A 21,447-nucleotide genomic window follows, 5' to 3' on the forward strand; every position below is an offset into this window, starting at 1 on the left:
GCAGCCTGCCGATTTATTATGCAATACCGTCATAAGATTACAGGAATCGGGAGTTATTCGATTTTATGATGTAACATTTGCTGACTTCGCCCATACGGAAGGCGAAAACGCTGTTCGGAACAACAGGAACCCGCTTATGACCATAGAACTCCCTATTCTGATTACCTTTGTCGGCTATCTGCTGCTGACCATGCTTATCGGTCTGGTGGCCTATAAAGCCACCCGTTCGCTGAGTGATTATATTCTGGGTGGTCGCCGCCTGGGTCCCGGCGTGGCGGCCCTGAGCGTCGGGGCTTCCGACATGAGCGGCTGGCTGCTGCTCGGCTTGCCCGGCGCCGTATACCTGTACGGCATCAATCAGGCCTGGATTGGCATCGGCCTGGTCATCGGTGCCTGGCTGAACTGGCTGTTTGTGGCCAAGCGGCTGCGGGTGTATACCGAACAGGCCAACGATTCCCTCACCCTGCCCGACTTTCTGGAAAATCGCCTGGCCGATCACAGCGGCCTGCTCCGGGTTGTTTCTGCCGTCACCATACTGGTGTTCTTTATTTTCTACACCGCCTCCGGGCTGGTGGGTGGCGCCATCCTGTTCGAGAAGGTCTTTGGCCTGCCCTATCTCACCGCCCTGATGATCGGCGGCAGTGTCATCGTGGCCTATACCTTTATGGGCGGCTTTCTGGCGGTCTCCTGGACCGACTTTTTTCAGGGCATACTGATGCTGCTGGCGCTGATAGCCTTGCCCTGGGCGGTGATGAACGAGCTGGGCGGCATTGACCAGACCCTGACCACCCTGGAAAGCATGGATGCGACCAAACTGGATTTGTTCCACGACTTTTCGCTGCTCGGCGGCATCAGTCTGCTGGCCTGGGGACTGGGTTATTTTGGCCAGCCGCATATTCTGGCGCGCTTCATGGCCATCGACTCGCCGCGCTCGGTTCCCTTGTCTCGTCGCATCGCCATGAGCTGGATGCTGCTGTCACTGATTGGCTCTCTGGGTGTGGGCCTGGCCGGCGCCGTCTATTTTGCCGGCGCCCCGCTGGATAACCCGGAAACCGTATTCCTGGCGCTGGCCAATGCGGTGTTCAACCCCTGGGTGGCCGGTTTGCTGATTGCCGCCATTATGTCCGCCATCATGAGCACCATCGACTCCCAGTTGCTAGTCTGTTCTTCCGCCATTACCGAAGACTTTTACAAGCGCTGGTTGCGCCCGGCCGCCGGTGATAACGAGCTGGTATGGGTAGGCCGTTTTGCGGTACTGGCGGTGGCCGTTTGCTCCATGCTGATAGCACTCGACCCGCAGTCCACCGTGCTGGGTCTGGTCAGTTATGCCTGGGCCGGTTTTGGCGCCGCCTTTGGCCCCGTGATTATTCTTTCCGTGTACTGGCCACGCCTTACCCGCAATGGCGCCCTGGCCGGCATCATCCTCGGCGCCCTGACCGTGATCGGCTGGAAGCAACTGAGTGGCGGCCTGTTCGACCTGTACGAAATCGTTCCCGGATTTCTGATCTGCGGTCTGGCCTGCATCCTGATCAGCCGTATCGATACCCCGCCCGTTAAAACCGTGGTTCTGGGTTTCCGACGGATGGAGTCCGAACTCTAATCTTGGACTTCCCACACAAAAGGAGCCGATAGGCTTCTTTTGTGTAAACAAATATTTTATTTTTTATTAGATACCCGTCAATACCGCCAGTATTAAAGCGCGCTTTTTTATTGCAACGGCTTTGTTAATACAAATTACATCCTGTATATTTGGGTGTTTATCATTAACATAGCAGAGCCTTAACAATGCACTGTTTTGTCGCCAGACAAGCAATCCTGGATAATCAGGGTAACCCTCAGGGATATGAACTGTTATTTCGCCTTGGCCTTGATAATCGATTTCCCGATATTGAAGCGGAGCTCGCCACTCGGCGCCTAATGGCCGAGCAGTTTCTGACTCAGAAAATCGAAGAACTGGTCGGGGAGTCTCTGTGTTTTGTCAATTTTCCCGACTCCCTGCTGCGTGAAGGCTTGGCTGCCGGACTTCATCAGCCACAACTGGTCATTGAAATACTGGAAGATGCCACTCCCGATCAGAAGCTGCTGGTATGCGTAAAACAACTGAAAAGACAGGGTCTTAAGGTTGCGCTCGACGATCATATTCCCAACCCGTCGTGGGATGAATTTTTGCCCCTGGTCGATTTTATAAAACTGGATCTACGCCAAACCTCGATGGCGGACTGTGCCCGTCTTATAGAACGCTGCCGCTGCTATCCGGCGCTGCGTTTTATTGCCGAAAAAGTGGAAACTCTGGATGAGTTTGCCGCCGCTCAGGCTGCCGGCTTTGATTTGTTTCAGGGTTATTATTTTCAGCAACCTCAGGTCATCAGCCGCCGTATTCTGACCACCAGTGAAATGATGGCCTTCGAGTTGATGTCTACCGTCAACAGTAATGAGGTCGACTTCAACAAGCTGACCGCACTGTTCAACCGTGATCTGTCGCTTACCTATAACCTGTTGCGTTACGTTAACAGCCTGCATGCCGGTACCCGGCAACAAAAGGTTGATAACCTGCGCGGCGCCCTCGTCTATCTGGGTCAAAAACAACTCAAGCGCTTTACTGCCCTGGTAATGACAGCCTATATCAGCGAAAACAAAGGTATAGAACTGCAGCGATTGTCCATGGTCCGTGCCAAGTGGTGTGAGCTGCTGGCCGAAAAAGTGTGCCCAGCCTTGAAAGAAGACGCATTTATGTGTGGCTTGTTTTCACTGCTGGATGTACTGCTTGAGCTCCCCATGGAAGAGGTTGTAGCGCATATTCCCCTCACCGAGCCGATACGCCAGGCCTTGCTTGAACGCAAGGGGCCGCTGGGCTTTCTGATGAGCCTGATCAAAGATCATGAACAGGCCAACTGGACGAGACTGCAGCAGCGACTGGACTTTATTAAGCTGAGTGAAACCTTCAGCAGCCAGTGTTATGAAGAGGCGATACAATGGTGCCGGCGTCTGAATGACAATCACTAACTCCACTAGGTCGAGCACCAACAGCCATTAATATGAGCCGTTACAGCCAAGAGGCCCTGTATCATGTCGATAAAGGGCCTCTTGTTTATCTGAATGTATCTATCCGTTTAGCATGTATCTATCCGTTTAGCGGAAACTGTGTCTTGTCAGTGGGCTCTCTGCTGTTGCCAGGCCCAAGCTGCCAGTACCAGCATAAAGGCCGCCAGCGCCGCTGCCAGACCCATTCCCACCGAGGCACTGTAACCCAAAGCCAGATAGCCAATCACGCTGACCAGAGCGACAGAGAGCGCGTAAGGCAGCTGGGTGATCACATGATCGATATGGTGGCAGGATGCACCGGTAGAAGACAGAATAGTGGTGTCCGAAATGGGTGAGCAGTGATCACCGAATACCGCCCCCGCCATCACCGCCGACAAACCCGGCAGCAACAGGGATGCATCAAGGGCCATGGTCATGTCGGCGGCAATGGGCAACATCACGCCGAAGGTTCCCCAGCTGGTGCCGGTGGCAAAGGCCATGACTCCCGCCAGCAGAAACAGAATGGCCGGCAACATGAACAGCGGTATGCTTTGCTGTACCTGTGACGCCAGATATTTACCGGTTTGCAGCTCGCCAATCAGTCCAGCAATGGTCCAGGCAAACAACAGGATGTATATCGCCGGCAACATGCCTTTGAGTCCGATCTTCAGGGTGTGGCCCCAGTCTGACAGCGCGGCCTTGTGCCTGAACATGGCGAAGGCACAGACCAGTAGTCCAGCCAGGCCGCCAAAGACCAGGGACCGGCCCACATTGGTGTTTTCAAGGGCAGCCAGCAGCGTAAAGTCCATCTGGTTCTGTGCCAGCGCCTGGGCGCCGGTCAACAGCAAAGCCGCCACCGTTACCAGCGTCAGGGTACCAATTGCCAGCAACAGATCGCTGACGCGTCCCACCGTGACACTGCTATCGGCCACGCCAGGCGGCGTGCCTTTGCTCTTGTCAAACAAGTCGCCGTTCATGGCCTTTTGTTCATGCCGTGCCATGGCGCCCAGATCCCAGCCACCCCGTATCACCAGCAACACCATCAGCAGGGTAAAAATGGCATAAAAATTCATGGCACCCATCATCAGAAAAGTACCCAGCGCACTCTGTCCGGTAAGGCCGTGGCTGGCCAGAATGCCGCCCACCAGGGCAATGATATAGGCCCCCCAGGAAGATATCGGCATAAGTACACAAACAGGGGCTGCGGTCGAGTCCAGTAAATAGGCAAGTTTGGCACGTGAGATATGAAAACGATCCGTCACTGGCCGGCAAATGGTGCCCACCGAAAGACTGTGAAAATAATCATCAATGAAGAAGATAAATACCAGTAACCCGGTCATTACCTTGGCCTGACGCCGGTTTTTAATACGGGACTGCGCCCACTCCGCAAACGCCAGTGTGGCACCGGTACGGCTCAGCATGCTGATAATGCAACCTAACAGCAGCAAAAAAAGCAATATATTAACATTCCATTCATTGACGGCATTATCGGACCAGAACAGGCCGGTAATATTGCCACCCAGATGGATGACGGCCGTCAGGGGATTGAATTGCTCCAGCAGCAAGACACCAAGGATGATTCCCAGCCCCAGAGACAAGAGGACACGACGGGTAAAGATGGCCAATAAAATAGCCAGCAAGGGGGGTAGCAGAGACCAGAAGGTCTGAATAAAAGGATGTGATTCCATGGCGATACCTGATTCTGAATTGTCAACATAACTACCAGGAGCAGGAGGCCGATATCAAGATCGTCTTCTCTTTCCCAGCAATAGCGCATCATGAATAAGTATTCATGACAGTATCGGCCCTTTCGGTACCGATCCCAGCCCTGTCATCGGATAAATGACATGACTTCGGCATAACCTCCTTTCGACCAGGATAAACGGCATCACCCTGAGCTGGTCTACTGATAAATTATGCACCTCTACGCAGGTAAGGCGGAGGATTTTACTGCCAAACAGACAAAAATCAACACATTTGACCAAAAACAACCGTTCGATTTTTAATCGGATCCTATTTTCAGGCCTTGTGTACAGGATAAAATCCAGTCAGCCACCGTCGCTTTCACCGGGTAAAATTAAGGCAAGATGGCACCGTCTATACACAACTGTCTATACGCAACCGCCAATACACAACCGTCTATGCACAACCGCCGATACACAAGCAGAGTATGAAGTTTCAATAAGTGAGCGTTACTTTTTTTAATCGGCCATTCACTTTTGCAAAATGCAACGACATATACATTATTTTACCGTTGGTCCAGCTTTTATAATTAATATTACTGAAATGATTTCATGAATTAACTTGCTTCATTTAAAATGAAGATGTAAATTTAATTCATTATAAAATCAAGATTCCCCAACAGGTGAATGTAATGTCTGACTTTTTGAAAACCCTGCTTAATATTCGCAGCCTGCGTGCCGCCACCCGTGAACTGACACTGGATCAGATGGAAGAAGGCCTGGCCAAACTGACTTCTGTTATTGAAGAACAGCGTGAATCCAAAGCCGCCGAACAGGCCGCCGCACAAGAACGTGAGCGCAAGCTGAAAGAATATATGGAGCTCCTCGCCGCCGATGGTATCGATATTAGCGAGCTGGCTGAACTGGCAGAGCCCGGCAAAAAAGCCAGTGCTCCCCGCAGCAAGCGCCCTGCCAAATACGAATATCACGATGAAAACGGTGAATACAAAACCTGGACCGGCCAGGGCCGCAAGCCTTCCGTGATTCAGCAAGCGCTGGACAATGGCGAGAAAACGCTGGAAGACTTTCTTATCAAGTAAGCAGCCAGTTGCTTACAAAAAACAGGGCCATATGGCCCTGTTTTTGTTTGTATGCCGTAAGCGCCGACGATAACACCACGATGATGGTTTACCGCCGGGGTTAAATAATGGTTATGCCGTCAGACTGAGATTGATCCGGGCCAGTACGGCCGCCGGATCGGCCGCCTGCGTGATCGGTCGGCCAATCACCAGGTAATCACTGCCCGCGCTCACCGCCTGCTCTGGCGTCATGATACGGCGCTGATCGCCGGCGTCGCTGCCGGCCGGGCGAATTCCCGGGGTCACCAGCTTGAAATCGGGACCCAGTTCCGCCTTGAGCAGGCTGGCTTCCTGGGCGGAGCAAACCACGCCATCAAGCCCCGCATCACGCGTCAGCCGCGCCAGAGACAGCACATGCTCTGCCGGTGACCGCTGCACACCAATCTGAACCAGCTCTTCGGCTGTCATGCTGGTCAGTACCGTGACCGCGATCAGCAAGGGCGCCTTGTCACCGTAAGGCAACAAGGCCTCACGGGCTGCCTGCATCATTCGCGGGCCACCACTGGCATGCACATTCACCATCCAGACGCCCAACTCTGCGGCAGCGGCCACCGCCTTGGCGACGGTATTGGGAATATCGTGAAACTTGAGATCGAGAAAAACATCGAATCCGGCCTGCACCAGCGAGCGTACAAAGTCAGGTCCGAACAGGGTGAACATTTCCTTGCCGACTTTCAGCCGGCAGCTGGCGGGATCGAGTTTGGCAATCAACGCCCGCGCCTGTTGTTCATCGGCAAAATCGAGGGCAATCAGTATTTTGGGATCGCCATTGTGTGATTTTTTGTGTGATGTTTGTTGCATGAATGAATACCTTCGGTTCTTTTTATAACGTATACAGGGTGCCTGAAATGTTGAGATTCGCTACGCTCATCACCAACCTACATCTAATCCCCAGTCCCCAGTCCCCAATCCCCAGTCCCGTTTTTACATCATTCGCCATCGAGGCCACGCACCGGCTTGATGCTGCCCCACTGTTTGCAGGAGGGGCATTGCCAGAATAACGTTTGAGAAGAAAAACCGCACTGGCCACAGCGATGGCTGGGCTTGAGCCTGATTTGCTCGGACACCAGTGATTTCAGCATTTCCAGGCTTTCCCGTGCCCTGCCCTGCTCCGCATTGGCCGCATGGTACGACATCAGCCGGTAAAAGCCTTTCATGGTCGGATGACGCTGCAACTGCGACAATACCAGTTGCTCGGCCGCCAAGAGACCCTGGGTTTCGCCGACACTGTCGGCCAGCATCAGCACGGCACTGGCACCACTGTCGGCGGCTACCCACTGCTCCAGTCGCTGCACAAACTCCGTGTATTTACCCAGCGTCTGATAACAATGCTGCAAGTCTGTCAGCACCTCGCTGATAAAGTCCGCATCCTGCTCGGTCACCTGTAGCAGGCAATGAGCCGCCTGCGACCATTGCTGCTGTGCCATATGGATAGCGGCCAGCCGCATATTCGCCCTGACACAGCCCGCATCGGCCTTCAGCGCCTTTCGGAGCTGAACGATGGCGGCCCTGGCATCTTGCCGACGCCATTGCTGTTCGGCCAGTTCGCAGTAAAAATGCCCCATGGGAACCAGGGCCTTGATGCCCTGCCGCTTCTTGAGCCGTTCGGCCACGGTAATGGCCTGCTCCCAGTCTTTCAGTTGCTGATAGATTTGCATCAGCTGGCTGAGGGCTTCTTCTTCATAATCCGGGTCGTTTTTCAGCTCCACCAGTATATGCTCGGCTCTGTCGAGCAGGCCCGCCGCCAGAAAGTCTCGCGCCAGCTCCAGCATCGCCAGATGACGCTGTTCCAATAACAGATTAGGACGGGCAATCAGGTTCTGGTGTATGCGAATGGCGCGATCAACTTCGCCACGGGACCGAAACAGGTTGCCGAGGGCAAGGTGGGTTTCAATGGTTTCGCTGTCGACCTGCAGCAATTGAATAAACAGGTCAACGGCCTTGTCAGGCTCGTCGGAAAGCAGAAAATTCAACCCGGCAACGTATTGCCGGGAGAAATGATGGGATTTGTTTTGAGCATCCTGCCGGACTCCTCTGCGCCCCATATACCAGCCATAGGCAGCTGCGACCGGAAGCAGCAGAAACAGCAATTCCAGCATAGGGCTCATCAATCCTTAATGGGCAAGGCTCTGAGCTCTTCCAATTCCCTTTGTTGACGCTCGACTTTCTTGCGCAAACCGCTGTTGTTCATCTTGAGACGCAGTAATACCAGACCGAACACCAGCCAGCCGATAATAAAACCGGCCACAAATACCAGCGCCAGTAATGTAGAAAGGCGATAATCACCCTGAGCCAGCAGATAGTTAACATGAACCAGCTGATCGTTTTGTGTGCCCAGTGTCAGCCCTACTGCAAACAAAATTGCCAGGATGACCAGGCCAAAAATAATTTTCACCTTACCCTCTCAACTTCCTGATTTCGAGTGCGGGCATTATCCCGTAAAAGCCGGATGCTCGCCAGTCACCTTGCCACGAAAAGTGATATAGAACAAACCGATGTGTACTCAGGCAGGGTTAACCCGTTCGCGCAGTTCTTTACCCGGTTTAAAATGCGGTACGTATTTACCGGTCAATTCCACTTTTTCGCCGGTTTTCGGATTTCGCCCCTGCCGGGGTGCCCGATAATGCAATGAAAAGCTGCCAAAGCCTCTGATTTCAATGCGGTCCCCTGTTTGCAGGGTCGATGCCATCTGTTCAAGAATTTCCTTGATGGCATTTTCCACTTCCTTGGCGGAGAGATGACTGTATTGCTCTGACAGCCTTTCAATGAGATCGGATTTGGTCATGATGTGTTTCTCCTGATCACCAGACAACAAAAAGGGGGCGCGAAGGCCCCCTTTTGAACTCGGACAGGCTTATTCGCCTTTAGCCGCCTTGAAAGCTTCGGCCATGGCACTCAAACCAACATCTTCAGGTTGCTGCTGGTTCAGGCTATCCATAACCACTTTATCTTCAGCTTCGTCTTTCGCACGGATAGACAGGCTGAGGGTGCGGTTCTTGCGATCAACGCCCATGAAACGCGCTTCGATTTCTTCACCTACTTTCAGTACGGTAGATGCATCTTCGATGCGGTCACGGGAGATGTCGGCAACGCGGACATAACCTTCCACGCCTTCTTCCATCTCAACCACGGCGCCCTTGGCGTCAACGGCAGTGATGGTACCCTTAACGATAGCACCTTTCTTGTTGTCAGACAGGTACTTATTGAACGGGTCTTCGTCGATTTGCTTCACGCCCAGGCTGATGCGCTCGCGCTCGGGATCGACCTGCAGAACCACGGCGTCAATTTCGTCGCCTTTCTTGAATTCACGAACGGCGTCGTCACCGTTGGCGTTCCAGGAAATGTCGGACAGGTGAACCAGACCGTCGATGCCGCCGTCCAGACCGATGAAGATACCGAAGTCGGTGATAGACTTGATCTTGCCGGAAACACGGTCACCCTTGTTGTGGGTTTCCGCAAACAGCTGCCACGGGTTGGATTTGCACTGCTTCAGACCCAGAGAGATACGACGACGTTCTTCGTCGATATCCAGCACCATCACGTCTACGCTGTCGCCAACGGAAACCACTTTGGACGGGTGGATGTTCTTGTTGGTCCAGTCCATTTCGGACACGTGTACCAGGCCTTCAACGCCTTCTTCGATTTCAACGAAGCAGCCGTAGTCGGTCAGGTTGGTCACGCGGCCAGACAGACGAGTGCCTTCCGGGTAACGGTTGGCGATATCAACCCAGGGATCTTCACCCAGCTGCTTCAGACCCAGAGATACACGAGTGCGCTCGCGGTCGAACTTCAGCACCTTAACGTTGATTTCGTCACCCACGTTCACGATTTCGCTCGGATGCTTAACGCGCTTCCAGGCCATGTCGGTGATGTGCAGCAGGCCGTCTACGCCGCCCAGGTCTACGAAAGCACCGTAGTCGGTCAGGTTCTTGACGATACCCTTAACTTCTTGACCTTCCTGCAGGTTCTCAAGCAGTTGCTCGCGTTCGGCACTGTTTTCAGTTTCGATAACGGCACGACGAGAAACAACAACGTTGTTGCGCTTCTGGTCCAGCTTGATCACTTTGAACTCAAGCTCTTTACCTTCCAGGTGCAGCGTGTCGCGCACAGGACGTACGTCAACCAGCGAACCAGGCAGGAATGCACGGATAGTGTTCACTTCAACAGTGAAGCCACCCTTGACCTTGCCGTTGATCACACCGATAACGGTTTCTTGATCTTCGTAGGCTTTTTCCAGTTGCAGCCAGGACTCGTGGCGCTTCGCTTTTTCGCGGGAAAGCAGAGTCTCACCGAAACCGTCTTCTACCGCGTCCAGCGCTACGTCTACTACGTCGCCAACGCTGACTTCCAGCTCGCCCTGAGCATTTTTGAACTGCTCGGCAGGCACAGCGGATTCAGACTTCAGGCCTGCGTCAACCAGAACGATACCGTTCTCGATGGCTACTACAGTACCTTTAACAATGGAACCCGGACGGGTTTCCAGTTCTTTCAGAGACTCTTCAAAGAGTTGGGCAAAAGATTCAATCATGTTTAATGAATACACTTTTTAAGTTGAACATCCACAGGGCAATCCGGCACCGGTGGGGTGATTAGCATAGACCCGTCCCCTCCTTGGGGCGGGCAGGGCGAGATCGCATCGGTGACCTCGCTTAACTTATTCTAACTTCTAATTTAACTTCTAATTCTAACGTTTTCTTTCGTACTTTTTTAACCGAAATAACGCTTAACCGAGCTTAACCTTAGTATGACTCAGCACTTTGTCCAGTACTTGTGCAATGGACAAATCGGTCGAGTCGATAACCAGTGCATCGGCCGCGGCTTTGAGCGGTGCCACGGCTCGATTGCGATCGCGATCGTCACGCGTCTGAATTTCGCTTAAAAGACGGTCAAAACTAACATCAAAGCCCTTGTCTTGCAACTGAATAAGCCGTCGCTTCGCCCTTTCTTCGGCGCTGGCATCGAGGAAGATTTTGACCGGCGCATCGGGGAAAACCACGGTGCCCATGTCCCGGCCGTCGGCAATCAGACCGGGACCGGCCCGAAAGGCGCGCTGACGCCGAAGCAAGGCTTCACGCACCCGGGGAAAGGCGGCGACCTTGCTGGCCGCATCTCCCATTTTTTCGGTGCGAATGGAGCGGGATACGTCTTCTCCTTCGAGAATGGTCTTGATATGACCATCCACCACCGGAAACTGTACATCCAGGTGGGCCGCCAACGGCATCAGCCCGGCTTCATCGTCCAGCGCCACATTGTGATGTCGGGCCGCCAGTGCCAGTACGCGATAGATAGCGCCGGAATCAAGCAGGTGCCATTCCAACTTTTCGGCCAGCAACTGACAAAGGGTTCCCTTGCCGGCGCCGCCTGGGCCATCCACGGTAATGACGGGAGCTTGTTCAGTCATGGCATTCTCCAGTGAATAATGAGTCTGGGCACTTGGGTGCCACGCGGCCGGCATTATACCCGAGTTCAAAGATAAAGGCATAACTTACAATTGATTAACACAACGAAAATAATGCCGTTCTCACAACACCAGCCAATATTGCGCCTATACCTGCACGCCTATCCGCTTTACAATGACCGCCATTTTTTGTTACTTGATAACCGAAAGAGGAACGCCATGAGCAGTGTTACCCGGATGGCAAACTCAAAACTGCCGACACCCTGGGGCACCTTTACCCTGATCGGGTTTGAAGAAAAAGGCACAGGCAAGGATCATGCCGCCCTGGTGATGGGAAATATCGGCGATGGGCAGCCGGTACTGGGCCGCATTCATTCCGAGTGCCTGACCGGTGATGCCCTGTTCAGCCTGCGTTGCGACTGCGGCTTTCAGCTGCAAGCCGCACTGGAAAGGATCGCCAAGGAAGGACGCGGCATACTGCTCTATGTGCGCCAGGAAGGTCGCGGCATAGGCCTGCTCAACAAGATCCACGCCTATCATCTGCAGGATCAGGGCAAGGACACGGTGGAAGCCAACGTAGAACTGGGTTTTGCCGCCGACATGCGCGACTACACCATCTGTGCCGACATGCTGCACAGCCTGGGTGTCAAACAGATGAAGCTGATGACCAATAATCCACGCAAGGTCAAGGCGATGGAAAACTTCGGCATCGACGTGGTAGAGCGGATACCGCTGCAGGAAGGGCGCAATCCCTTCAACGAGGATTATCTGAACACCAAGGCCGGCAAGCTGGGCCATATGCTCAAAGACTGACGCACGTCTTGTGCGTAGAAATAAAGCCCCGAGCACGTCGCCCGGGGCTTTTTTGTGGGAACTAAAAGATGAGACGTGAGGGATAATACCCCTCACCCTCACCCTCACCCCTCACCCCTCACACTTTCCTGACCCGCCAGCATCTGGGCGTCGCTGCGCTTCAGCACCGAGTAAAGCACGCCGCTGAGCAGGGATCCGGCGGCGATGGCCGGCACATACCACAGCAATTGCTGAATGGCATTGGGGATGAAAAACACGAAGATGCCACCATGGGGCGCCAGCAACTTCACACCAAAGTACATGGTCAGAGCCCCGGTGAGGGCGCCGCCGAGCATACAACAGGGGATCACCCGCAACGGATCCCGGGCGGCAAAGGGAATGGCACCTTCCGAGATAAAACACAAGCCCAGCACAAAAGAGGCCTTGCCCGCCTCCTGCTCGCTCTGGTTGAACTTGCGTCGGGCAAGAAAGGTGGCAATGCCCATGGCCAGCGCCGGCACCATGCCTGCCGCCATGGCCGCCGCCATGGGGCCGTAGGTTTGTGATGCCAGCAAGCCGACCGAAAAGGCATAGGCCGCCTTGTTGACCGGGCCGCCCATGTCGAAGCACATCATGGTGCCGATGATAATGCCGAGCAGCACCGCATTGGCCGAGCCCATGTTGTTGAGAAAGTCGGTCATGGTGGTCATCACCAGGGCGACAGGCCCACCCACCACGTACACCATCACCAGACCGGTAAAGAGACTGGCAAACAACGGAATAATCAATATGGGTTTAAGCGCCGTCAGGCTGGTGGGCATCGGCACCTTCTGTGCCAGATAACGGGCACTGTAGCCGGCCAGAAAACCGCCGATGATGCCGCCGATAAAACCGGCCCCCAGGGTGCTGGCCAGCATGCCGCCAATCATGCCGGGCGCTATGCCCGGGCGGTCGGCAATGGAATAGGCGATGTAGCCGGACAGCACGGGTATCATCAGGGCAAAGGCCGAGGCGCCGCCGATTTGCATCAGCGCCGCCGCCAGACTGCCTTCTTCCTTGAACGCTTCTATGCCGAACACGAACGACAGCGCGATAATCAGACCACCGGCAACCACCATCGGCAGCATGAACGACACCCCGGTCAGCAGATGCTGATAAGGGCCGGCCTGCTTAATGTTTTGTTGATCGCCGTCTTGCTGAGCGCTTGCCGCCCCCGCCGGGCTCTTTCCCTGGTGCTGGTATAACCGGGCGTCGGCCTGGGCGCTCTCCAGGGTCTGTTGCGGTTTTTTCAGCGCCGCCCCTGTGCTGGTGCGATACATGCGTTTACCGTCAAAGCGGCCGAGATCCACTTCAATGTCCGCCGCCACTATCACCGCATCGGCGGCGTCGATGTCGGCCGAGGTCAGGGCGTTCTGGGCGCCTACCGAGCCCTGGGTTTCGACTTTTATCTGAATCCCCATGGCGGTGGCGGTTTCGGTCAAGGCTTCCGCAGACATAAAGGTATGCGCCACGCCGGTCGGACAGGCGGTAATGGCCACCAGTTTCACCCCGGCTGCCGGTGTGCCTTCCTCCTGCATCACCGCCCGCTCCCTGCCCTGTTGCAGCCAGGCCTGGGGGTCGTTCAGTGCCGACTGAATATCGCTGCGATACAAGGGCTTGCCGACAAAACGGGACAGATCCAGTGAGGTATCCGCCGCCACCAGTACCAGATCGGCATCTTCTATCTGCGCGGGTGTGAAGGCCGTCATCGGCTCAAGCTGGCTGTAACATTCCACATTCTCCTGCCAACCCAGAGTCTGTGCCGCCTGACGCAACAGGCGTGCCGCCAGATAACTGCTGGCCATACCAGTGGGACAGGCGGTCATAATCAATGTTTTCATTGCACTTTTCCCGGCTGGAGTTGCGTAATTTCAATGGCATCCTGATAAGCATTCAGTTGCTGCTGATCGTCGATACCGACCCCCACCTGGGTCACCGCCATGATTGACAGGGCGGCAGCCCGCCGCAGGGTAAAGGCTTCGTCCCGACCTTCCAGCAAACCGGCACAAAGCCCGGCTACCAGGCTGTCGCCGGCCCCCACGGTACTGATCACCTTCACCCTGGGTACCCGGGCCCGCCAGGCTCCCCTCGGGCTGAACCAGTGCACACCTTCGGCGCCATTTGATACCACCACATGCTGAATGCCCTGCTGCTGCAATTCCCGGGCACTGGCAGCCAGCTCGGCTTCGTCGCGAATGGGACGGCCCACCAATTCGATCAGCTCGTCGATATTGGGCTTGATCAAGGCAGGGAAACCCTTGATACCGGCGCGCAGCGTCTCGCCACTGGCATCCAGCAATACCAGCTTGCCCCGTTCGCGCCACATGTCTATCAGCCCCTCGAGCTGCCCGGGGCTCACCCCGGGCGGCAGGCTGCCCGCCACCACCAGAGTGTCGAAATGGCGGCCAAGCGACTCGAGCCTGGCCAGTAGCCGGTTCCAATCGTTCTTCTCTACCCGCAATCCCGGCAGATTGATGTCGGTGACCCGACCGTCGGCTTCGCTGACCTTGACGTTGACCCGGGTATCGCCGGCCAGACGTACGAACTCGTCTTCGATGTCGTATTGTTCGAACAGGGCACGAAAGGAGGCGTCGTTGTTCTGCCCCAGAAAACCGCAGGCCCGGGGTTTATGCCCCAGATCGGCCAGCACCCGGGCCACATTGATGCCCTTGCCGGCGGCGCCCAGGTGACCACTGCGGGCCAGGTTGACCGCTCCCGCGCTCAATTTATCCAGCGTGACGGTCAGATCCAGTGCCGGGTTCAGGGTCAGGGTCAGTATGCTCATCGGGCTTCTCCTATCAATTGTCGTACCGCGGGGGCATCGGCGGCCTGTAGTGCCTGTTCGGCCAGTTGCCGGCAGTTACTCAGGCGCCATTCGCGCAGTTGCGCCTTCACCTGAGGAACTCGCTTGAGGCTGACCGACAGTTCGTCCACCCCCAGCCCGACCAGCAGCGGCAGCGCCACCGGATCCGATCCCAGCTCACCACAGACACCCACCCACTTGCCGTTGGCATGCGCCGCGTCCACCGTCATTTTGATCAACCTTAACACAGCGGGGTTGAGGCCGTCCGAGAGGCTGGCCAGCTCGCCACTGCCCCGATCCATCGCCAGGGTGTACTGGGTCAGATCGTTGGTGCCGATGCTGAAAAAGTCGACCTCCCGGGCAAACACCTCGGCATTGAGGGCAACGGAAGGGACTTCCACCATGATGCCAAGCTGCACATCAGTGGCCTGTACATCAGCGGCCTGTACCTCGGCCAGAATCCGATCGAACAGGGCCTTGGCCCAGCGCCATTCGGACCAGTCGGCCACCATGGGAAACATGATGCGCAGGGGCCTGTCGCCGGCGGCCATCAGCAAGGCGCGCAACTGGGTTTCCAGCAGCTCGGGCCTTTGCATGCACAGGCGGATACCGCGCACCCCGAGGAAAGGATTGTCTTCCTTGGGCACCGGCCAGTAAGGCAGGGGTTTGTCGCCACCTACGTCCAGGGTTCTTGCCACCAGCGGCCGGCCGTCGAGCGCATCGAACACGGTCTTATAGGCGGCCAGCTGATCGTCCAGCTCCGGCGCACTGTGCCGGGCCATAAATACAAATTCGGTACGCAGCAGGCCCACGCCTTCGGCCCCAGCCTCCACCACCTCTGCCGCCCGGGCGGTATCACCCAGATTGGCCGCCACTTCCACTCTGTGCCCGTCGCGAGTGATGGCCGGTTCGTGACGATGCGCCCAGGCCTGTTCGGCCTGCTCCCGCTCTTCTTGCTGGCGGACACGAGCCCGCTTCAGCACCGAGGCCTCGGGGGCGACCCATAGGGTGCCGTCATCGCCATTGAGAATGGCCTCGGTGCCCGACTGCAAAGCCATGACGGCACCGCCAGCCGCCACCAGGGCCGGAATGCCCAGGGAGCGTGCCAGAATAGCACTGTGAGACGAGGCGCCACCGCCCACCGTAACCAGTCCCAGCACCCTGGCCGGATCCAGATTGACCAGCTGGGAGGGACCTATATCCTGCGCGACCCAGAGATAGGGATGCTCCGGTGTCGCCACCGGCTTGCTGTCACACAACCTGGCCATCACCCGGCGACCAATATCACGAATGTCGGCGGCCCGTTCGGCCAGCAGGGCGTCGGGGCTGGCCGCCTGCCGGGTGGCGGCGGAGTCTATCTCGTTCCACCAGGCGGCCGCCGCAGACAGCCCCTGTTTGATACGGTCGTTCACGCCCTGTGTCAGAGACGGATCGGCCAGCAGCTCCCGGTGCATGCTCATCATGTCCCTCGCCTGAGGATCACGTATCCGGCTCAGGGTAGCACCCAGCTCCGCACTGGCCTGCTCGATGGCAGTAGTCAGCTTTTGCTGCTCGACCCGAGCATCCCCGCCCTGTTGCGGGTAATCGAACGGCACGGGGGCATCCACGAAGACCGGTCCTATGGCAAGGCCGGGTGAGGCCGATACGCCCGTCACCCGCGTGTTGGGGCTGATCTCGCGCGGCTCATGAATCTCGGCCGTCTCACGCGCCGGCACCGCCGCCAGTGCAGCCACGTCCTCTCCCAGACCCTCATTGACCGCCTGCTCCAATGCGTTCAGGGCGGCCTGTGCATCCTGACCTTCGGCACTGAATGCCAACTGGTGACCGGCCTTGGCGCCCAGACCTATCACCATCATCAGGCTCTTGGCCGATACCCAGTGTCCATCGCCATCCAGGTTGCGTACCTGAATATCGGCAGCGAATGTTTTGGCGGTCTGCACCAGGGCGGCACCGGGTCGGGCATGCAGGCCATGCTCGTTACGCACCACCGCCGTTATTTCATGGGTGGCGGAGGAAACCGGCCCCCGTGTCAGGGCGTCGAGCAGCGCCTCGGCAGTGTCCTGCCCCGCCAGCTCGGCCCCCTTGCCTGCCGCCAGCCACTCGGTCAGCTGGGTCAGCAGGGTCTTGTGACCGGTCCCCTTCACCGCCAGCGCCAGCAGGCCGGATACCGGCTGCTGACGATGCATGATGGCCGAACCGGCGGTGGTCAGCAGCGCCGCACCGGGCTTGCCCTCGGCCGGAGCCTGCTTCAGCCACCAGCCCTGTCCGATATGGACCGCATCGCCTTGCCGCAGTGTTTCACCTTCAACCGGGCTCGGCTGAATAAGTGATATTGCCTGTGCGACCAGCTGATCCAGCGAGTCGGCTGCGGACTTGACGCTCACCTGCCCGGCGTTCAGCGTCCCGTCGGGTGTCGACCCGGCATCAACCTGCAGCAGTTGCAACACCTGCTGCGGCTCCCGGGCGGCCTTGACTTGCTCGATCAAGCCGTCCCGAGACAGGGTTCGGGCCAATTGTTTAAGCAGGCCCAGATGCTCGTCGGAGCCGGCGGCAATGCCCAGTACCAGATAGGCCTTTTCCCCATCGCCCCAGGGCACCCCATCGGGCAGGTGCATGGCCTTGATACCGGTTTTCCTGATCAGATGGCGACTCTCCTGAGTGCAATGGGGAATGGCAATGCCCTGCCCCAGATAAGTGGCGGTTTGCGCCTCGCGCGCCAACATGCCGGCCCCGTAACCGGCGGCCACATGACCGTCCTGCTCCAGCCAGTCGGCCAGCGCCTGAATAACGGCGGCCTTGTCGGCCAGAGGAACACCGGTTTTTACGTCTTGTGCTGTCAGAGAAAGCATGTCATCACCTGCAGATGGACAAAAGATGGATACCTTGAAACAAGATGGTAGAGCCTGGGTTGTTTTGACAATTAAAATGATACTGAATCGTTTCAGCTTTTCAGGCAAGCTGTCTGCTCCTCTCCTTGACAATGATATGATCCGGAGCACGTTTTGATGGACTCAGCACACGATGAAACTTGACGAAATCGCGCGCCTGGCTGGCGTATCGCGTACCACCGCCAGCTATGTGATCAACGGCAAGGCGGCACAATACCGGATCAGTCAGGCAACGCAGGACAAGGTGATGGCGGTGGTAAAGACGCACAACTATCAGCCGGATCGCCAGGCCGCCGCCCTGCGCGGAGCCCTGTCACATACCTTTGGCCTGATAGTTCCGGATCTGGAAAACCCCAGTTATGCCCGTTTGGCCAAGCTGCTGGAGTGGCAGGCTCGTCAGGCCGGTTTTCAGCTGCTGATCACCTGCTCCGATGACAGGAAGGATACCGAAAAGGATCTGGCACTGATGCTGAAGGGGCGCCGGGTGGATGCTCTGCTGGTGGCTTCCTGCCTGACGCCCGATGACGACTTTTATCTGCTGCTTAACCGGGATCTGCCGGTGATCGGTGTAGACCGGGCCCTGCCCGACCCCCTTGTTTATGTCAGCAGCGAGAACAGTGCCTCGGCGTTCCGGCTGACCCGGACCCTTGCCGGCCCCGAGCTGGAACAGGCCTGGCTTGTGACCGCCGCCCCGGAGCTGGGGGTCAGCCGGGAGCGGGAACAGGGGTTTACCCGCGCACTGGCAGCAAGCGGAGTGCCCTGCCGGGTGTTATATGGCGAACGCTTCGAGCGCCAGACCGCCTTTGACCTGCTCAGCGCGCTGGACCAGATCGACTGGCAGCGTCCCCAGGCCATCGTCACCACCGCTTTCGTGTTGCTGGAAGGCGTGCTGGATTATTTTTACCGACTCGACGCCCGGTTACCGGAACGGCTGAAGCTTGGCACCTTTGGCGATCATCGCCTGCTCGACTTTCTTTCCAGTCCGGTCAATACCATCGCCCAGGATCATCAGAGGGTCTCGCAGCAGTTGCTGAGCCTGACCCTGGGTGCAGTCAGGGGGCACTATCGCAGCGGCCATTATCCTATTCCACGCATACTGCATGACCGCCGTGGTCAGGGCTGAATTTCCTGCCCGTCCCAGGCGAAAATCCGGCCGGAGTGCTCGGGACTCAGGCCGTCGAGCACCATCAGCAGATGCAGAGCCGCCAGTTCCGGACTCTGCAGCTGGCCGTCGGCCAGACCGGAACGGAAAGGCGCCGACAATTCCGTGGCCACCGTGCCCGGATGCAGCCCCACCACGCAGGCTAAAGGAAAGCGTCGCTGCCACTCGATGCTCAGGGTCTTGATCGCCATGTTGAGCGCCGCCTTGCTGATGCGATAGCTGTACCAGCCGCCGGCTCTGTTGTCGCCGATGCTGCCCACCCGTGCCGACAGGGCGGCAAACTGCAGCGGCTGCCGGCGGGATAAACGGGAAGAAAGAAGCTGGGCCATGGCCAGGGTGGGCCAGGTGTTGATGCGAATACTGTTGGCGAGCGCCGCTTGTGTGACTTCTTCTATGCGTTTTTCCGGCTGCTGTTCGTCCTGATGGAGCATGCCGAGGGTGTTGATCACCCGATCCGGCAGCACCCGTTCCCGGGTGGCTTCGGCCAGGGCCGCGAGATTTGTATTATCCACCGCCAGCCAGTCAACCCCCTTTATATCGGGGTCGGAGCGACTGAACAGCACCACCTTATCGCCCCGCCCGAGGCATTCCCGGGCCAGGGCACGGCCGATGCCGCCACCGCCCATTATCCAGTAGTACATCCGGTCTCTCCTTGTCGCGATTTTGGTGATCGGGAAGGATGACCGAGTTTAGTTGATTTTTATGGCCGCCATTATTTCCGAGGCCCAGCTTTCCAGCTCGGCGGTGTGGCCGATGAAATGTTCACCTTCGGTCAATGGTGCCCGCACCGTGACTCGCTCGCCTCGATAAGAGAAGCTCAGTTGCCAGGCATGCAGGTAGCCCCTGTCTGCCACGCTGCCGCCGTAGCGGCTGTCACCCAGAATGGCACAACCCTGGCTTTTCAGCGCCACCCGCAACTGGTGGGTCTTGCCGGTCTGGGGCTGCAGTAAAAAGGCGCGCAGGCCCTCAACCAGCAAGGTGCTGTGAAAACGGGTAATGGCCGGATTATGCAGACTACGGCACAACTTCCAGCTGCCGCCACGGGCCTTTTCCATATCGCCCTTGATCAGGCCCTGCTTTTTGGTCGGCTTGTGATCCGACAGCGCCAGATACCATTTGCGGGTGCTGCGTTCGGCAAACTGACGGCTGAGTTCACGATTGGCATCCGGGTTTCGGGCCAGCAGCAAGACGCCGGTGGTGATCTTGTCCAGTCGATGTACCGGATAAAGCGGCTCGCCCAGGGTCTCGCTGAGCTGGCGCACCAACCCCGGCTGATCCCCTTCCTGATGCATGCCGATGCCGGCCGCCTTGTTGATAACAAGGTAATCTCGATGTTCCAGCAGAATATCCATAACCGGCCTTTGAGCGCTGAACGGGAAAATGCAAAAAGCCCGCTGCGAATAAACGCAGCGGGCTTTTCTGTGGTATGGCGGAGGAGCAGGGATTTGAACCCTGGATGGGCTATAAACCCATGCCGGTTTTCAAGACCGGTGCATTCAACCACTCTGCCACCCCTCCGACGCCGTGCATACTACCCAAGGCCGACCGCGCTTGTAAACCGATAAATACCGCTGTCGGTGCGAATGAACATTTAATGGCCACAATGGCGCCGATTAACGAAGCAACCGCTTGAATTCGGGCACAGAAGACTCGACAACCGGGTCAGGTTATGTCCAAATGGACGGTATTATTTTTATGCTGTTTTTATCTACTATGCTGATTTATCAGCATACATAGCTAAACAATAACTAAGCAACAGCCAAACAATAACTAAGTAATAACTAAGTAATAACTAAGCAACAACCAAACAGAAGCTTTGGACACACATAAGGAGTCTGAACAATGCGATACAACAATACTCTGACCCGTACCCAGTCGGGTGCGTTGGCCACCAACAAGGTACTGCGCAACACCTATATGCTGCTGGGCCTGACGCTGGTCGTGGCCTCGTTGTCGGCCGGCGTCAGCGCCATGCTGGCCCTGCCCCGCCCGGGTCTTATCATTACCCTGGTCGGTTTCTACGGTCTGATGTACCTGACCGAGCGTAACCGCAACAGCGGCCTGGGTCTGCTGTTCATCTTCGCCTTTACCGCCTTCACCGGTTACACCATAGGGCCCATCATCAACTATTACCTGAGCACCAGCTCCGGTACCGAAACCGTGATGCTGGCACTGGGTGGTACCGCCCTGACCTTCCTGTCGCTGTCGGCCTATGTACTGACCACCCGCAAGGACATGTCCTTCCTCGGTGGCATGATGATGGCGGGTTTTGTGGTGCTGCTGGTCGGCATCGTCGCCAATATCTTCCTGGCCCTGCCGGCCCTTAGCCTGGCGCTGAGTGCCCTCTTTATTCTGTTCTCGTCCGGTGCCATCCTGATGCAGACCAGCGCCATCATTCACGGCGGCGAGCAGAACTATATTTCCGCCACCGTGACCCTGTATGTGTCCATCTTCAACATCTTCCTCAGCCTGCTGCAACTGCTGGGCCTGAGCCGAGACTGATTCTTGCCCGTACCTCGGTAA

At 56.8% G+C, this 21,447-nt stretch carries 18 protein-coding genes, 1 tRNA gene and 1 riboswitch; of the genes, 6 read left to right on the plus strand and 13 right to left on the minus strand.

Annotated elements, in window-relative coordinates; translation table 11 throughout:
• Positions 1 to 136: 136 nt before the first annotated feature.
• Positions 137 to 1,600 carry a sodium/proline symporter PutP gene (gene putP / locus HNR62_RS07295; protein ID WP_204795427.1) on the plus strand — a complete coding sequence of 488 codons (1,464 nt, stop codon included), beginning with the start codon at positions 137 to 139 and terminating at the stop codon, positions 1,598 to 1,600.
• 317 nt (positions 1,601 to 1,917) lie between these two features.
• Entirely contained in the window at positions 1,918 to 3,003 is a 1,086-nt protein-coding gene (locus HNR62_RS07300) for an EAL and HDOD domain-containing protein (protein ID WP_239552666.1), read from the plus strand.
• A gap of 146 nt (positions 3,004 to 3,149) precedes the next feature.
• Here HNR62_RS07300 and HNR62_RS07305 read toward each other — a convergent pair whose 3' ends face one another.
• The gene (locus HNR62_RS07305) at positions 3,150 to 4,709 is read right to left on the minus strand and encodes a Na+/H+ antiporter NhaC family protein (protein WP_204795429.1); all 1,560 of its coding nucleotides are present in this window, start codon (positions 4,707 to 4,709) and stop codon (positions 3,150 to 3,152) included.
• Between the two features lie 73 nt (positions 4,710 to 4,782).
• Positions 4,783 to 4,956, minus strand: a riboswitch (Lysine riboswitch).
• Positions 4,957 to 5,395: 439 nt separating this feature from the next.
• Here HNR62_RS07305 and HNR62_RS07310 point away from each other — a divergent pair.
• Positions 5,396 to 5,803 carry an H-NS family histone-like protein gene (locus HNR62_RS07310; RefSeq protein ID WP_204795430.1) on the plus strand — a complete coding sequence of 136 codons (408 nt, stop codon included), beginning with the start codon at positions 5,396 to 5,398 and terminating at the stop codon, positions 5,801 to 5,803.
• Between the two features lie 111 nt (positions 5,804 to 5,914).
• On the opposite strand, the gene pyrF is transcribed toward HNR62_RS07310, so the two are convergent.
• The 6 genes from pyrF to cmk form a co-directional block, all read right to left on the minus strand.
• Positions 5,915 to 6,643: an orotidine-5'-phosphate decarboxylase gene (gene pyrF, locus HNR62_RS07315; protein WP_204795431.1), complete on the minus strand. Its 729-nt coding sequence runs from the start codon at positions 6,641 to 6,643 to the stop codon at positions 5,915 to 5,917.
• Positions 6,644 to 6,771: 128 nt separating this feature from the next.
• Positions 6,772 to 7,941 (minus strand): lipopolysaccharide assembly protein LapB, encoded by a 1,170-nt coding sequence (gene lapB / locus HNR62_RS07320; protein ID WP_204795497.1) that lies wholly within the window; start codon positions 7,939 to 7,941, stop codon positions 6,772 to 6,774.
• Between the two features lie 8 nt (positions 7,942 to 7,949).
• Positions 7,950 to 8,237 (minus strand): lipopolysaccharide assembly protein LapA domain-containing protein, encoded by a 288-nt coding sequence (locus HNR62_RS07325; protein ID WP_204795432.1) that lies wholly within the window; start codon positions 8,235 to 8,237, stop codon positions 7,950 to 7,952.
• A gap of 108 nt (positions 8,238 to 8,345) precedes the next feature.
• Positions 8,346 to 8,627: an integration host factor subunit beta gene (ihfB, locus tag HNR62_RS07330; protein ID WP_104485045.1), complete on the minus strand. Its 282-nt coding sequence runs from the start codon at positions 8,625 to 8,627 to the stop codon at positions 8,346 to 8,348.
• A gap of 69 nt (positions 8,628 to 8,696) precedes the next feature.
• Positions 8,697 to 10,370, minus strand: a complete 1,674-nt coding sequence (rpsA, locus tag HNR62_RS07335) for a 30S ribosomal protein S1 (protein WP_204795433.1) — start codon at positions 10,368 to 10,370, stop codon at positions 8,697 to 8,699.
• 195 nt (positions 10,371 to 10,565) lie between these two features.
• Complete coding sequence (cmk, locus tag HNR62_RS07340) at positions 10,566 to 11,243, minus strand: (d)CMP kinase (protein WP_204795434.1); 678 nt, start codon at positions 11,241 to 11,243, stop codon at positions 10,566 to 10,568.
• Between the two features lie 216 nt (positions 11,244 to 11,459).
• Here cmk and ribA point away from each other — a divergent pair, with 216 nt between their 5' ends.
• The gene (gene ribA, locus HNR62_RS07345) at positions 11,460 to 12,053 is read left to right on the plus strand and encodes a GTP cyclohydrolase II (protein ID WP_204795435.1); all 594 of its coding nucleotides are present in this window, start codon (positions 11,460 to 11,462) and stop codon (positions 12,051 to 12,053) included.
• A 104-nt stretch (positions 12,054 to 12,157) separates the two neighbouring features.
• Here ribA and HNR62_RS07350 read toward each other — a convergent pair whose 3' ends face one another.
• From HNR62_RS07350 to ptsP, 3 genes are read right to left on the minus strand one after another with little or no spacing between them, the layout of a single operon-like run.
• Positions 12,158 to 13,912, minus strand: coding sequence for a PTS fructose-like transporter subunit IIB (locus tag HNR62_RS07350; protein WP_204795436.1), 1,755 nt, complete (start codon positions 13,910 to 13,912; stop codon positions 12,158 to 12,160).
• Positions 13,909 to 14,856 carry a 1-phosphofructokinase gene (gene pfkB / locus HNR62_RS07355; RefSeq protein ID WP_204795437.1) on the minus strand — a complete coding sequence of 316 codons (948 nt, stop codon included), beginning with the start codon at positions 14,854 to 14,856 and terminating at the stop codon, positions 13,909 to 13,911. The genes HNR62_RS07350 and pfkB overlap by 4 nt, the downstream gene beginning before the upstream one ends.
• Positions 14,853 to 17,723, minus strand: a complete 2,871-nt coding sequence (gene ptsP / locus HNR62_RS07360) for a phosphoenolpyruvate--protein phosphotransferase (protein ID WP_204795438.1) — start codon at positions 17,721 to 17,723, stop codon at positions 14,853 to 14,855. The genes pfkB and ptsP overlap by 4 nt, the downstream gene beginning before the upstream one ends.
• Positions 17,724 to 17,895: 172 nt before the next feature.
• Between ptsP and cra the strand changes: the two genes are divergently transcribed.
• Positions 17,896 to 18,885 (plus strand): catabolite repressor/activator, encoded by a 990-nt coding sequence (gene cra, locus HNR62_RS07365; protein WP_204795439.1) that lies wholly within the window; start codon positions 17,896 to 17,898, stop codon positions 18,883 to 18,885.
• Here the strand turns inward: cra and HNR62_RS07370 are convergent.
• From HNR62_RS07370 to HNR62_RS07380, 3 genes are all read right to left on the minus strand, one after another.
• Positions 18,876 to 19,565 (minus strand): SDR family NAD(P)-dependent oxidoreductase, encoded by a 690-nt coding sequence (locus HNR62_RS07370; protein WP_204795440.1) that lies wholly within the window; start codon positions 19,563 to 19,565, stop codon positions 18,876 to 18,878. The two genes, cra and HNR62_RS07370, sit on opposite strands and share 10 nt — an antisense overlap.
• Positions 19,566 to 19,613: 48 nt before the next feature.
• Positions 19,614 to 20,276, minus strand: a complete 663-nt coding sequence (locus HNR62_RS07375) for a TIGR01621 family pseudouridine synthase (protein WP_204795441.1) — start codon at positions 20,274 to 20,276, stop codon at positions 19,614 to 19,616.
• Positions 20,277 to 20,351: 75 nt separating this feature from the next.
• Positions 20,352 to 20,442, minus strand: a tRNA-Ser gene (locus HNR62_RS07380).
• A 324-nt stretch (positions 20,443 to 20,766) separates the two neighbouring features.
• Here HNR62_RS07380 and HNR62_RS07385 point away from each other — a divergent pair.
• Positions 20,767 to 21,426 carry a Bax inhibitor-1/YccA family protein gene (locus tag HNR62_RS07385; protein WP_204795442.1) on the plus strand — a complete coding sequence of 220 codons (660 nt, stop codon included), beginning with the start codon at positions 20,767 to 20,769 and terminating at the stop codon, positions 21,424 to 21,426.
• The last annotated feature ends 21 nt before the right edge of the window (positions 21,427 to 21,447 follow it).

Origin of the sequence: Oceanisphaera litoralis, assembly GCF_016907015.1 — a bacterium.
GTDB lineage: Bacteria > Pseudomonadota > Gammaproteobacteria > Enterobacterales > Aeromonadaceae > Oceanimonas > Oceanimonas litoralis.

Coding starts and splice junctions, on each gene's coding strand:
- putP (WP_204795427.1), top strand. CDS start 137: ATGACCATAGAACTCCCTATTCTGATTACCTTTGTCGGCTATCTGCTG.
- HNR62_RS07300 (WP_239552666.1), top strand. CDS start 1,918: ATGGCCGAGCAGTTTCTGACTCAGAAAATCGAAGAACTGGTCGGGGAG.
- HNR62_RS07305 (WP_204795429.1), bottom strand. CDS start 4,709: ATGGAATCACATCCTTTTATTCAGACCTTCTGGTCTCTGCTACCCCCC.
- HNR62_RS07310 (WP_204795430.1), top strand. CDS start 5,396: ATGTCTGACTTTTTGAAAACCCTGCTTAATATTCGCAGCCTGCGTGCC.
- pyrF (WP_204795431.1), bottom strand. CDS start 6,643: ATGCAACAAACATCACACAAAAAATCACACAATGGCGATCCCAAAATA.
- lapB (WP_204795497.1), bottom strand. CDS start 7,941: ATGCTGGAATTGCTGTTTCTGCTGCTTCCGGTCGCAGCTGCCTATGGC.
- ihfB (WP_104485045.1), bottom strand. CDS start 8,627: ATGACCAAATCCGATCTCATTGAAAGGCTGTCAGAGCAATACAGTCAT.
- rpsA (WP_204795433.1), bottom strand. CDS start 10,370: ATGATTGAATCTTTTGCCCAACTCTTTGAAGAGTCTCTGAAAGAACTG.
- cmk (WP_204795434.1), bottom strand. CDS start 11,243: ATGACTGAACAAGCTCCCGTCATTACCGTGGATGGCCCAGGCGGCGCC.
- ribA (WP_204795435.1), top strand. CDS start 11,460: ATGAGCAGTGTTACCCGGATGGCAAACTCAAAACTGCCGACACCCTGG.
- HNR62_RS07350 (WP_204795436.1), bottom strand. CDS start 13,912: ATGAAAACATTGATTATGACCGCCTGTCCCACTGGTATGGCCAGCAGT.
- pfkB (WP_204795437.1), bottom strand. CDS start 14,856: ATGAGCATACTGACCCTGACCCTGAACCCGGCACTGGATCTGACCGTC.
- ptsP (WP_204795438.1), bottom strand. CDS start 17,723: ATGCTTTCTCTGACAGCACAAGACGTAAAAACCGGTGTTCCTCTGGCC.
- cra (WP_204795439.1), top strand. CDS start 17,896: ATGAAACTTGACGAAATCGCGCGCCTGGCTGGCGTATCGCGTACCACC.
- HNR62_RS07370 (WP_204795440.1), bottom strand. CDS start 19,565: ATGTACTACTGGATAATGGGCGGTGGCGGCATCGGCCGTGCCCTGGCC.
- HNR62_RS07375 (WP_204795441.1), bottom strand. CDS start 20,276: ATGGATATTCTGCTGGAACATCGAGATTACCTTGTTATCAACAAGGCG.
- HNR62_RS07385 (WP_204795442.1), top strand. CDS start 20,767: ATGCGATACAACAATACTCTGACCCGTACCCAGTCGGGTGCGTTGGCC.